At 51.1% G+C, this 12,638-nt stretch carries 8 protein-coding genes; 4 read left to right on the top strand and 4 right to left on the bottom strand.

The window, feature by feature from the left end; all coding sequences use genetic code 11:
- Window positions 1-762 precede the first annotated feature (762 nt).
- Entirely contained in the window at window positions 763-2,397 is a 1,635-nt protein-coding gene (locus tag HHO50_RS00150) for a M28 family peptidase (RefSeq protein WP_181303981.1), read from the bottom strand.
- 42 nt (window positions 2,398-2,439) lie between these two features.
- Window positions 2,440-3,207 carry an SGNH/GDSL hydrolase family protein gene (locus HHO50_RS00145; protein WP_181303980.1) on the bottom strand — a complete coding sequence of 256 codons (768 nt, stop codon included), beginning with the start codon at window positions 3,205-3,207 and terminating at the stop codon, window positions 2,440-2,442.
- Between the two features lie 2,177 nt (window positions 3,208-5,384).
- Here HHO50_RS00145 and HHO50_RS00140 point away from each other — a divergent pair.
- From HHO50_RS00140 to HHO50_RS00130, 3 genes are all read left to right on the top strand, one after another.
- Window positions 5,385-6,329: a sensor histidine kinase gene (locus tag HHO50_RS00140; RefSeq protein ID WP_181303979.1), complete on the top strand. Its 945-nt coding sequence runs from the start codon at window positions 5,385-5,387 to the stop codon at window positions 6,327-6,329.
- Window positions 6,310-7,068, top strand: coding sequence for a LytTR family DNA-binding domain-containing protein (locus tag HHO50_RS00135; RefSeq protein WP_181303978.1), 759 nt, complete (start codon window positions 6,310-6,312; stop codon window positions 7,066-7,068). Before HHO50_RS00140 ends, HHO50_RS00135 begins: the two co-directional genes overlap by 20 nt.
- 295 nt (window positions 7,069-7,363) lie before the next feature.
- Window positions 7,364-7,885: a DUF4890 domain-containing protein gene (locus HHO50_RS00130; protein WP_181303977.1), complete on the top strand. Its 522-nt coding sequence runs from the start codon at window positions 7,364-7,366 to the stop codon at window positions 7,883-7,885.
- Window positions 7,886-8,068: 183 nt separating this feature from the next.
- On the opposite strand, the gene HHO50_RS00125 is transcribed toward HHO50_RS00130, so the two are convergent.
- On the bottom strand, window positions 8,069-9,397 hold the full coding sequence (locus HHO50_RS00125) for a sensor histidine kinase KdpD (protein WP_181303976.1): 1,329 nt from the start codon (window positions 9,395-9,397) through the stop codon (window positions 8,069-8,071).
- A 382-nt stretch (window positions 9,398-9,779) separates the two neighbouring features.
- Between HHO50_RS00125 and HHO50_RS00120 the strand changes: the two genes are divergently transcribed.
- The gene (locus HHO50_RS00120; RefSeq protein WP_181303975.1) at window positions 9,780-11,108 is read left to right on the top strand and encodes a DUF6600 domain-containing protein; all 1,329 of its coding nucleotides are present in this window, start codon (window positions 9,780-9,782) and stop codon (window positions 11,106-11,108) included.
- An 86-nt stretch (window positions 11,109-11,194) separates the two neighbouring features.
- Here the strand turns inward: HHO50_RS00120 and HHO50_RS00115 are convergent, their stop codons facing one another.
- Entirely contained in the window at window positions 11,195-12,046 is an 852-nt protein-coding gene (locus tag HHO50_RS00115; protein WP_181303974.1) for an alpha/beta fold hydrolase, read from the bottom strand.
- Window positions 12,047-12,638 lie beyond the last annotated feature (592 nt).

Below are 12,638 nucleotides of genomic sequence, written 5' to 3'. Positions count from 1 at the left end.
CAAGTTCACTTGCGGCCTTACGCGGGAGGTACCATTAGAAGCCAGAGAAGAAAGGAAAGTCTTCTAAATTGAGTTTTCAGACGGGAATGCTCGGATATCATATTCTTTCAGCCTCCGGCCGAAAACTAAAATTCCCGTTTAGGGGCTGTTTATGAGAAAACAGCCCCTAAACGGGAATCAAATAAATTACAGCTAAGCACGCGGACAAAATTAGTTTGTCCTACTCTTTTGTCGTCCTCCTGGAAGGATCTTGTGGGCGAACGGCACTAGCGCTCCATCAAAGCTATCCTGGTTCGCCCACAAGATCCTTCCAGGAGGGCGAATAGGATAACGTAATGCTGTCTCCAGACTTAGTTCGCCCTATCTGCCGGTGGTTCCTGGCAAGTCTGAAGACTCGCTTCATCCCATGGCACGAGACTTCAGTCTCGCGCCAGTTGGTTCTAAGATATCGCCCGCTCCAAGGACCTCGTAGTATGCGCAGCTCCTACGAGTGTCTGTGCCAATGCCGTTTCTGGCCTATTTTCCGTAAAACAGCCTTAAAACGCTGAGGCAAGGGAAGGGTGTCTGCATCCGCAGGAAAACCAGCTGTAGAAAGCAATGCGTACCTGAGACAAGGCAGTGCCTGGTCTCTACAGGTATCCAATAATTCCGGCTCCTGCGTTTCAAGCCCGTTTTCCGCAAAACAGCCCCAAAACGCATCAGCAAAACTCCCCTCTCCGTGGGAGAGGGGCTGGGGGTGAGGTCAGTAAATGACAGTAACGGTTATTTCTTGTACCGGCCCCCGAAGAAGTCATTGGGGTTCCAGGTGGGGCGCTCTTTTGCCTGGGCTACCTGGTAACTGATCAGGAAGTTCAACTGCACGTAGTGTTTGCCGGCCTCAAAATCAAAGGAGTCATTCAGTTCATCCTGCGGTTTGTGGTAGAAACCGGCGCGCCAAACCTCTACCTGTTTGTTGAGGTTGTTCTGGCCGTCTTTGGTCTTGTTGCCATACTTGATATGCAGCGCCGGAATCCCCTGCGACACGAAACTGAACTGGTCGCTCCGGATAAACCGGTTCTGGTCTGGCTCTGGGTCAGCTTCTACCGAAATGCCCAAATACCCCGCCGCGTTGGCTACCGGTTGTTTCAAGGAAGAATGCTCGGCCCCCAACGCCACCGCCGACAGGAGGGGGGCAATAATGGTAGGCATGTCAGTGTTGATGCCGGCTACAATCTGCTGCTTGGGAACGGTGGGGTACTTGGCAAAGTAAGCGGAGCCCAGCAAGCCCATTTCTTCGGCGGTAACCAGCAAAAACAGGAGGGAGCGCTTGGGCTTCTGCTTCAGTTGAGAATACAGCTTGGCAATCTCCAGTACGCTGGCCACGCCAGAGGCATTGTCATGTGCCCCGTTATAAATAGAGTCGCCTTTTACGGGAGTGCTTATTCCCATGTGATCCAAGTGGGCGCTATGCACCACGTATTCGTCGCGCAAGGCAGCGTCTGAACCCGTGATTTTACCGGCTACGTTGTAAGAGTCAAAGTCCTGGTAGGTAGAGGTGTATTTTGCCTGTAGTTTAGCTTGTAAGGCGGCCGAGGCAGGGGTTCCTTTCTGCAGGTTGGCCACTACCTGGGCGGTGTCCAGACCGGCTCCCTGCAGCAGCGCGTGAAAGGTGGCGGCGTTCACCGAGGCTAGCAGCCTGGACTGATCAGAAACATAACTCCCCGAAGCGGCCACTTTTCCGTTGGCGGTCATGACGCTGTTGGCGCCGCGGCTCAGGTTGGGAACCCGGGCCTGTGGATTGTTAGTGCCAATGATGACGCCCACGGCACCATGGTTCACGGCGTTCTGCAAGATGGTGGAAAAGTGCATGCTGGCGGCCGCAATGGTTGAATGGAAGTTCTTAGGCGCTCCGCGCAAGATCACCACTACTTTTCCTTTCACATCCAGGTTCGCATAATCATCATAGCCCACTTCCGGCGCGGTGATGCCGTAACCGGCGAAGGCCAGGGGAGCGTTTAGGCTAACGGATGGGTTCTGCGGGTTTGGGTAGATGGCGAAATCAGTCCCCGGTACTAGGGTCTTTGTTCCCTGGGCAGTGGTGAGGGAGAGCGCGGCGTCTTTGCCCGTGAACGCTTTCCTGATTCTCACCGTCTGCAGGTACGTCCCGTTTTCGCCGCCCGGCTGCACGCCCATCTTCTTGAACTGCTGCACCACGTAATCCACGGCCATCTGGTAACCGGGCGTGCCGGGAAGGCGCCCCAATAATTTATCATCGGCTAAGTACCGGATGTGTGCCTTGATGGCCTCGGGCTTTACCGTTCTAAGTTGTTGCGCTACCTCTTTTTCCAGCGTGAGGGACTGGGCGAACGTAGTACCGGAGACCAGCAGGGCACTTACCAGGAAGGAGTTGAATTTCATTTCTAGGGAAGGGGAATATCAGGTAAATGGAAGAAGTAGAAATTAGCTTTTCACCGCTTTCAACCAGGCCTGGGCCATCAATTGGGCACCGGCCAGGGTAGGGTGCACGCCGTCATACGTCCAATACACGCCCGGTGCCTGCTTCTGCGCTTTTTCATACACGCTTTGGTACGGAATAAAAGTGGCATTGAACTGGTGGGCGAGCTCGCGGGCAGCCTGCCGGTATTCATCAAAAGCCGGGAACCATTTCTCGTCCACCGCCTTGATGCCTTTTACCGCGAAGGGCTCTCCTATGATCAACTGTACCTCGGGCAACTGTTGTTTGGTGCGATCCAGCAGCGCCCGGTAATCCTGCCGATAGGTTTGCAGGGTGCCTTTGTAGCCCGAGGACAGGGTATGCCAGAAATCGTTCACGCCAATCAACATACTGAGCACGTCTGGTTTGAGGGCCAGCGCGTCAGTGTCCCACCGCCCCGCCACCTGGTACACCTTGAAACCGCTGATGCCTTTGTTGTAGATCTTCAGGTTTTTATCGGCGTGGGCGTGAAGCAACTCGGCCGAGGCCAGCATGGCATAGCCGCTGCCTAACGCTTTGCCGCTGTTGAACTCGGTCGTGTCGCGGTTACGGCCTGCATCGGTGATGGAATCTCCCTGAAAGAGCAAGACGCTGTCTTTCTTGAAGGAAATGTCTTTTGGTTTTTCGGCCGCAAAAGCCTGGGTGATGATCTGCGGGATGCCAATGGTAGCCACACCGCCTAAGGCGGCTTTCTTGATAAAGCTACGGCGGGTGTTTTCTGGAGAAGATGCCATGGAGGGGTTTTATTAAGGAGGGAAATTACTAAAATAAGTAAGAACTTACTGAACAAAGCGGGGGCTGTGCTAAGGGGTTTTCGTGCTGTTTTAGCAAAATCAGCCTTAAAACAAGATTTGCTTTAGAGAACGCAAAGAATTTTCCTTCACTTACGAAATCTGGTTTTTGGCCTTTTTTCCAAAAAATAGTGCTGAAACACGAATGTGAAGGCAGGGGTCACCGATGTTAAAGGACTTATATCCACTGTTGGTTCCTTTTTAGCCTCTGCCTGGAAATGGCTTTTGTAGAGTGATAGTTTGTGCATGCCTTACGGTGTTCCCTTGGTTTATCCGCATGTTAAATGGAGGTTAGCAGGTGCATGCAGTTTGCTGTTCCCTCGGCTTGGCTGCTATTTGCGTGGATGCAGGTACTGTATTGTTTCATAGCTTCCGCTAAGCGCTCACGGCCGCGGGGCCCCGTCTTCCCCTCTCGCACTGCCCTTTCGGCCTGTGAAGTTCTCTTCTCTTAGCTAATGTTCATCTAGGGCCAAAAGCGAGGCGCGCTCGGGGAAGACTGGAACTGGGAAAGTAAGTAAGACCATAGCATGTACTGATTAGTGGTTGCATTAAATCGCTCTTCCGGAGTTCCACTCCCCTTCTTTTGCCCGTGGTTCCCGGCGGAGTGGAACTCCGCAGCAGACAAATTCGGGAGTAGAACTCCCGAACAGCAAGGTTGGGATGGACTTGGAAAATTCCTGAGTTCACGTTGCATTCCTTTCCCCTGCTAAGGCGTATTCCCCTCCTCAGGGGGGAGGGGTGGGTTTCGGCGCGTCACCATCTCCTTCTAAGGCCCACCATCATGCAACAGGGATGTTATGCCCACAGATTTACCAATAAAAATCCCTGCCACTAAAGGTAGCAGGGATTCAGGATTCTTTATTTTTTGAGGTTTGTGGGCTCTCTTTACTGCCGAAGCTACCAGAGGAATGTCGTTATTAGCGATTACTCTGCCGAACCGGAACCGGGATGGGTTGCAAGGTGGGGCCGGTTAACCTGGAAATTAAATTTTTCAATAACGCAGCAATTGAGGGAAGCGTGCTATTTTTCATGGGTTTGGAATTCAAGTGTACTCGTTTGTGTGGTTTATGCAGGAATGGCCCTTTGTAAAGGTTGATTGAAGTTCATAGAGCCTAAACTCTCCGTTCCCCTTTACCAACGCCAAAAAGCACAATTGATTTTACGATGATAAAATAAATCTGCCTAAGTTCAAAGGTGATTTCCTGTCATGATTCTTGTATCTACAACAATAGTGCCAGTCCCAGTGTTCCTTCCAGGTCAATAGATTGGTAGAATTATAAGGCCTTTGCAAGTAGTAGGGCCGAAGAAAGGCAAGGGTTCTGTTGTAGTCTATAAACCTGCTTAGAGTTTTCGTAAATCGGTATTTAGAGCAATTTCTCTGGGGCAAGCGTGAACTTATGCCATCGTTTTTAGGCTACTTTTATGGAAACAAGCCAGAAACAGGAGGTTTATTTGTACACTGCCGCAAGCATCTGCTTGAATCACCGTTTCCAGGCTGTTTTTAGGAACGCAGGCATAAAACTCTTAGAGCTTGGTTGAATCTAGGTTTACAGCGCAAAGATGAAATTCAAACAAGCTCTAAACAGCTTCTGGCATTCGTTTTCCTGGACTACCAAAATAGTACGTGGTTTTTAGTCCGCTTCATTCTTTTTTGGATTGGCTGTAACGGCCAAAATGGCAACGTTTGTGAAACGGAAGCTTCTCCCTTGATTGTGGCCTCTCTAAAAATAACCACTGGCAGTTGGGTTCGCCTTCAGAAAGGGTGGGCTACAACAGGAAAGGGGGCTTCCCTTTGTCTTCGCAAATAGAAGATACCTGTAGCGGTTTATATGCGGTTTTTTTTGATGTGTTATAGACTAAGGAGCCCGTTTCAGAGAGGCTCTTCTCTTACGTTTCTAAAAGAGTAAACTAGCGTAAAAGAGGGGGCGGAGCATTCATCAATAGTTTCATCATCAATTAGAGTAGATTTGGAGATGTTGCAATCAGAATCTTATAAGAAAGGCTTGTGGAAAGTAGCGCTGATTACGTCAGTAGGATGGGGTTTCATTAGCCTTTTTCCTGTGGTGAATGCAAGAAGGCCTTTCTTTTTGAGTAATCGGGCAGATAGGCTGCCCAGAAGAATGGAACGCAATCCTTTCGGCCCGTCTCAGGAAGACATTATCCTGTCGGCGGGCTGGGTTTTTCTGCTGATGCTGGGCCTTTGGTTCATGAACATGTACCTGTACGGCCGGTTCAGTACGTTAAACTGGAGTGAGAGGGCAAAGAATTTTACCAGGTATGCCACCAGCTATTTACTAACCGTGGTAGTGTACTACGGGCTTCTGACCTTGATTTTCTTGCTGGTAGATGGTCATCCGCCCCGCGTCTTTCCTTTGATTGTGGCGCTCACCAACAATACCATCGTTCTGGTGCTCACAGATCTGGTGATTCTGCAACGGAAAAGCGCCCAGATAGCCGTAGAGAACAGCCAGCTCAAGATGAACCACGCCATCGCGCAGCACCAACGGCTGAAGCACCAACTGCAACCGCACTTTCTGTTCAATTCGCTCAACACCCTAAAAACGCTCATCAAAAAGCAGCGGCCCGAGGCCGAGGAATACCTGGTGCGTTTATCTGATTTGCTGAGGGCGTCTATCGCTTCTGAAAACAAAACCACCATCCTCTTAGAGGAGGAACTGAAGCTGTGCGTAGATTATCTGGAGATGCAGAAGGTCAGGTTCAAGGACTCTTTTTCCTATAAAATTGAGATTCCGGCCCATATTCTCACTTCCGGTTGCCTGCCCATCTTCTCGCTGCAACTCTTGGTGGAGAATGCCATCAAGCACAACGCTTTTACCGTGGAAGAGCCCCTGACCATCCAGATCTCCTGCACCAGCGAAGCTTCCATCATGGTCTGGAACAACAGAAAACCGAAGCAGTCCCTGGAGCCTTCCTCCGGCATCGGGCTGAAAAACCTGTCGGAGCGGTACCAGGTCATCTGCGGAAACGGGATTAACGTTGTAGAATCTGACCAATCTTTTTCTGTTGAACTTAAGCTGCTGACGAATGAATATTGTCATCATTGAAGATGAGCCCCTTACGGCCGAAGACCTGGAAGATACGCTGGTAGAAGTAGAACCCTCCACCCGCATAGTGGCGGTGCTGGCCTCAGTGAAAGCGGCCATCGCGTACTTTCAGCAGAACCCGGCCCCAGACCTCATCTTCTCTGATATTCAGTTGGGTGATGGGCTGAGCTTTGAGATTTTCCAGGCGGTGCAGATTACCAAACCGGTGGTCTTCTGTACCGCTTATAACGAGTATGCCTTAGAGGCTTTCAAGGCCAATGGCATTGACTACGTTCTAAAACCCTTCAGCAAGGCTACTATTGAGAAAACGCTGCAGAAATACAGACAACTGCAGCAGAGCCTCGCCCCGGCAACCCCAGACTACCAGGCGTTGTTGCAGCTATTAGATAACCGGCAGGTGCAGAAACCCAGCACGGTGTTGGTGTTCCAAAGAGATAAAATCATCCCGCTGCCCATAGACCAGATAGCGGTGTGTTACTCGCAGAATCTGGTCACGCACGTCATCACCTTCGGCCAGAAAAAGTTCACCCTCCACCAGACCATGGAAGAGATGGAAGCCCTCTGCGGAAACCAATTCTTCAGGGCCAACCGGCAGTTCCTGCTCCATCACAAAGCCATCAAAGAAGCCTCGCAGTATTTGGGGCGCAAGCTCTCCGTGACGTTGACCATTCCGTTCCAGGAAGAAATTATTGTGAGTAAAGCCAAGAGCCCGCTGTTTTTGAACTGGCTGGCACGCTAGGGTAAGTAGCCGCTTGCCTCATGTTCTTAAAAGGAGTGTGCATTCCCTTGCTTAGAAAGCCGCTTTTACTATAGAGTAGAAGCGGTTTTCGTTTTAGGCTCCTTTTCTGAAAAGGAGCCTAAAATGTAATTGACCGTTTGGTTGGCCAGTTCTGTCCGTTTCACCTTGGGCTTTGTCCGTTTGGCTGAATTCAGGGGTTTTTGGCCTATTTCTGGCACCTGCTTTGCAATGGAAGAGCAAGCAGGCCAAAGCAGCCTGAAAAACTAGAAAACATAAACCCTTATTCTTACCCAAAATGAAAAAGTATTTTGTGATGATGGCCTTAGGTTTAGCAGTAGCTGGAACTTCTTATGCGCAAACCGGTTCGCAAGAACGGGGCAGAAACTCTGAGAACAGAACAGAGCAACGCAGAAATGACAAAGGGGATGCCCGCCGGGGCGGTGAAAAGCGTGCCCAAATCTCACCTGAGGAAAGAGCCTCCAAGCGCACTGAGATGCTGAGCCAGAAACTGGACTTGAGCAGTTCGCAGAAAAGAAAAGTACAGGCCCTCAACCTGAAACATGCCCAGCAACTGGAAAGCTTCAAAGGCCAATACGCGCAAAAAGGCCAGCGCAACGGGGGGGAGCGGAATGGTCAGCAACGCCAGCAGATGCAACAGCTTCAGGCTTCCTGGGAGAAAGAATTCAAGAGCATCGTAAGCAAAAAGCAATACGCCCAATACGAGGAAGAGCGCAAGCAAATGCAAGCCGAGCGTGGTAACCGCAAAGGCAGAGAAGAAGGAAAAGAAACCCGTGCCAGAAGGCAACACAACGGCTAAGTACCCAGAAATCCATTAAAAAGAGCAAGCCATATGGCTTGCTCTTTTTAATGGATTTCTGGGTAGCTGGTTCAATACAGAAGTGGTTCGTCAGCTCGTTTTAGGGGTGTTTTTGGAAAAACAGGCTTAAAAGGCGTTCTTCCTCTGGCAGCAAAAGGTCTGAAATCTACCGGAAGAAGAAAGCTATCTGGCGGCAGGTAACCTAATATGGAAGGTGGTGCCTTTGCGCTCCTCGCTTGCCACGTTGATGGAGCCGCCGTGCTGCTCTACCAATTGCCGGCAAATGCTTAACCCCAGGCCCGTAGATCTTTCGCCTTGCAGTCCTTTTCTTCGGGCTTGGGAGAAGCGGTCAAACAGGATCGGCCTGATTTTCTCTGGGATGCCAATGCCTTCGTCGGTGACTTCTACGTGTAGGTTCTTTTTGCCTTCCCGTACCTTGATGCTGATGGTGCCATGGGTGGGCGTGAACTTTACGGCGTTGGAGAGCAGGTTGGTCATAATCCGGTAGAAGCGTTCTTTGTTCAGGTTGGCATATACCGGAACCGGTGGGTGCTGAAGGTGCAGGTTCCTTGAGCCCTGTAGCTGAGACTGCCACTCTAAATGTACGTGCTGCAGTACCGCGCAGAGATCCAGTTTCTCCAGCGGGATTTCATTCACCAGCTCTTCCCGGGCCACCACCAGCAAATCGTTGATGATGGCCTTGGAAGATTGGCAACTGGCTAGAATCAGGTCTAGGTATTGCTGCTGCTGCTCGGGGGACAGGTTCTTTTTCTGGAGCAGAGAGGTAAGCATCTCAATATTGTTGAAAGGGCTTCTCAGGTCGTGCGCCACTACGCCCAGAATCTCTGATTTGCCCAGGCTTATTTTCTGCACCTCCTGGCTCTTCGCCTCAATCTCCTTCAGTTGTATGAAATGCGTTGCCCGGTAGCTGTACATGATGCGGGAGAGAAAATAGAAGCAAACCAGAATCACCAAAGAAACACACTGGTTCAGGATTGCCTGCTCTGGGCTCAGGAAGGAAAAGTGAATGACCAACGTGAAAGCCAGAGAGGTAAGGGCTACCAAAAGCAAGGTTTCCAGGTACTCAAAGTCCCACAGAAAAGCCACGGTTACCAGCCCTAGCAGGTACATGGTGAGTGTGTTTTTGGGATTAGACTGCGTAATGAACGTGATGCCCAGACAGCAGGAAATAAACGCAAACCCGAAGCCAAGGCACAGCAACTGAGCCAGCCAGCGTCTGGTTTTAAGCTTCTTCCTGTGAAGGAAAAAGTGTTCCAGGTTCAGGATACAGGCCGAAGCGATAACCAGGAAAATATTCACGGCCTGGAAGAAAGTAGCATGGGGTGTTTGGTTGAGCACCGGAAACAGCACCGGTAATAGCACAATGCCACCAGAAACCGACATAGCCAAATAAGCGGCCAGCCGGAGTTTCTTAAGGTTTTGCAAGACATACTCCTGCCTAAACGCCTGTAGTGATAGACGCGCCGGAGCATCAAAAAAGTAAAATTTCAACGTTATCTCTGGAGTTGGTAAAAATCTAGCGATTACCAGGGGGAGAAGGGCAAAAGCAATGCACAAAGGTACTAAATAGTCCTTTTGCCTGCGTGAAAACTGAGGTGGATTTTCTAAACAGAAGAACTTTCAAAGAGGAATAATCCAAAGGCTGTGTTCCTTCCTTTGCGGGTGCCGGTAAGAATTGCCGCAGGTATAGGTCATGCTTTGATAATGAGAGGGTTAAACCCAGTATTTTAAATTATTAAAACATAGAAAAAAGTAGATTTTGGCAAGGTCTTTGGGTTATGAGAGACAAGCGAAGTTTCTTCTTGTTTTTCACCAAATTGATCAGGAAACGTGCTGCTATTGCGTGCTGCTGCCCAATTTAAATATCGTTCTTATGAAAACCTTTTTACAACGTATGTGGGCGTTGGGGGGAATTGCCCTCCTGGCCTTCAGCCTGCTCAGTGCCCCAGAGGCCCAGGCCCGTCCGGGAGACCGCGTGTCTTTCCAGACCTTTTATGATGAACTAGACCCCTACGGTCGCTGGATCAAGGATGCCGAGTATGGGTATGTCTGGTCGCCCAACGTAGAGCGGGAATTTCAGCCGTACGGTACGCGCGGCCACTGGGTCATGACCGAGTACGGCAACACCTGGGTTTCTGACTATGATTGGGGCTGGGCCCCTTTCCACTACGGCCGTTGGATCTATGACGATTACGAAGGCTGGCTTTGGATTCCGGGTTCTGAGTGGGGCCCTGCCTGGGTAGACTGGCGCAACGGCGGCGGCTACTACGGGTGGGCTCCTATGGGGCCAAGAGTAACCATCGTAATGGCCCCTGCCCGTTGGATTTTTGTGCCCGTCATGTACATCACCAGCCCGCGCGTGTACAGTTACTGCGTGCCCAGAACCCGGGTGGTGAACATTTACCACAGCACCACTATCATCAACAATTATTACGAGCGCGATAACCGCAAGTACGTGTACGGGCCCAGAACCCATGACATAGAGCGGGCCACCAACCGCAAAGTCAATGTGTACCGCGTAGACCGAGACAACCGGCCCGGCAGAACCTCCGTGGCTGAGAACTCCGTGCGGATTTACCGCCCAGACGTGAACTCGCGCCGCGAGGAGGCACCAACCCGCGTCATTGCCAGAGATAACAGCACCAACCGTTCCCGCTTCACGGACACCAACAATGGTACCGTAGGCCGAAGCGACCGTAGCACCAACACAAGCCGTTCTGGGGTGCAAAGCAGTACTACCCGTAACCGCTCCACTGCAGAAGTGAATTCTTCTATCTCACGCCCAAGCCTGGAGTCATCTTCTGAGCAGCGTAGCGTAACAGGGGAAGGCGTCCGGACAAGGGCAGGGGTGAGAGGAACTACTTCCGCCCCGGGCGAAAACCCTGCGCAAACCCGTTCAAGCAGAATGGAGTACCCGCAACGCACCCGCGAAGCCAACTCTACCGGAACCCGTTCCCGTTCATCTGCTGAAACGTACGGCCAACGTCCAGAAGGAAGCTATTCTCCCCGCAGAACCGAGTCTTCTCCAGCGCAGGTACAAACGCAGCCCCGCCCCCGGCCAGAACCAAGCGGACAAGGGCAGTACCCGCAAAGGAGCCGCCCGGAAGTTGCTCCGTCACAAGCCCCGGCCCAACAACACCAGGCTGCTCCCCGCCAGGAACCTTCCTCGGGAAGACAAACCAGCCGAGGCGGCAGAAACTAACCTGTTTTGATTTAATGAATGCTGGAAAGGCCGCACTTCTTTGAGGTGCGGCTTTTTGTTTTATTGGGAATTTGCGTGAAAGCGGTTTAAGCCCTTAGAAAATTTTCTATCCAGGCATTTGCTTTCTCCGGCTGTTCATGGTGCAGCCAATGGGTAGCGTTTTCCAGAAAGAACAGCTGACCGTTGGTACATTGCTCCATACTGGGCAGCGCTAACTCCGTTCCCAGAAATTTGTCCTGCTTTCCCCAAAGGATAAGGGTGGGAACGTCTATCTGGTGGTCTGTTTCTATGGGGTTGTATTTGTAGGCCCGGTACCAATTAATCATGGCTTCCATGGCACCCGGTTGCGCCCAGGCCTTTTTGTAGGTTTCCAGTTCCTCGGGGCGGAAGGTATCTGGCAACGCCGAGCCGGTCATGGTTTTCTCCAACACCCTAAAGTCAAGAATGCTGTTTACCGCCTCCGGCACCCACGGAATCTGGAAAAAGCCGGTGTACCAACTCCTCAGCATCTGTTTCGGGTTATGCCTCAGGTGCTCATGGATGACTGCCGGATGGGGCATGTTCAGGATGACCAGCTTTTCCAACAACTGCGGATAGTGTAACGCTACATTCCAGGCGACGGCTCCACCCCAGTCATGCCCCACCAACACCACTTTCTTTGCAGTGAGCTGTGGAATGAGCTCCGCGATGTCCTTCGTAAGTTCGTCAATGGTGTAGGATTTTACCGCCTCGGGTTTGCTACTAAGGTTATAGCCGCGCTGATCTGGAGCCACGGCGTGCCAACCTTTCTGGGAGAAAAAGTTTAACTGGTTTTTCCAGCCGTACCAATGCTCTGGGAAGCCGTGCAGAAACAGAATGACCTGGCCCCCCGCTGGGCCCAATTCCACGGTGTGAAGTTGAATACCGTTGGTTTGGTAGTAATTCTCTCTGGTTTCCATGTTAGTTTCCTTGTTCTTTCGCTTTTACGTGGAAACCCGTACATCTATCCGTTTCTGGTCTGTTTTAGGGAAAAGGGGCCTAAAACGGTTCTACACCTGTGAGGTCTCCAAGACCTCACAGGTGTAGAACCGTTTTAGAGAAAACAGGCTGAAAACGGCCTTGGCATAGACACTCGTAGGAGCTGCGCGCACTACGAGGTCTTTGGAGCTAGCGGTACAGCGAAACCAGGCTGTTAAAATTAACTGGCGCGAGACTCCAGTCTTGTGACTGGGATGAAGCGAGTCTCCAGACTCGCCGGGAGCCACCGGTTGAATGGCGAAAGATCAATAAATATGTTCTTTCCCAACTATGGCGCGGATTTACTTCCGTGCCTATTAAGGTTGTTGAAAGTCACGGAAGTAAACCCGCGCCATAGAGCTCCTGTGTTTTGCCACGTTTTCAGAAAATCAGCCTTAAAACCAATCAATACCACCACTCAAAAAAACTCGTAGGGTCTTCAGACCTACGAGTGTCTATGCCAAGGCCGTTTCTGCCCTACTTTCACCAAAACAGCCCCGAAACAGAACCCAAACAAAAAGCCCCGCCTCACCA

Source organism: Rufibacter sp. XAAS-G3-1, assembly GCF_013623775.1.
In the GTDB taxonomy this organism is placed as follows: domain Bacteria; phylum Bacteroidota; class Bacteroidia; order Cytophagales; family Hymenobacteraceae; genus Nibribacter.
The sequence above is the reverse complement of the archived record's forward strand: the minus strand, read 5'-3'. Positions and strand labels throughout refer to the sequence as shown.

Bases quoted from the DNA above. Each gene is read 5' to 3' on its own strand.
- HHO50_RS00135 (WP_181303978.1), top strand. From the start codon at position 6,310: ATGAATATTGTCATCATTGAAGATGAGCCCCTTACGGCCGAAGACCTG.
- HHO50_RS00115 (WP_181303974.1), bottom strand. From the start codon at position 12,046: ATGGAAACCAGAGAGAATTACTACCAAACCAACGGTATTCAACTTCAC.
- HHO50_RS00120 (WP_181303975.1), top strand. From the start codon at position 9,780: ATGAAAACCTTTTTACAACGTATGTGGGCGTTGGGGGGAATTGCCCTC.
- HHO50_RS00140 (WP_181303979.1), top strand. From the start codon at position 5,385: ATGGAACGCAATCCTTTCGGCCCGTCTCAGGAAGACATTATCCTGTCG.
- HHO50_RS00145 (WP_181303980.1), bottom strand. From the start codon at position 3,207: ATGGCATCTTCTCCAGAAAACACCCGCCGTAGCTTTATCAAGAAAGCC.
- HHO50_RS00130 (WP_181303977.1), top strand. From the start codon at position 7,364: ATGAAAAAGTATTTTGTGATGATGGCCTTAGGTTTAGCAGTAGCTGGA.
- HHO50_RS00150 (WP_181303981.1), bottom strand. From the start codon at position 2,397: ATGAAATTCAACTCCTTCCTGGTAAGTGCCCTGCTGGTCTCCGGTACT.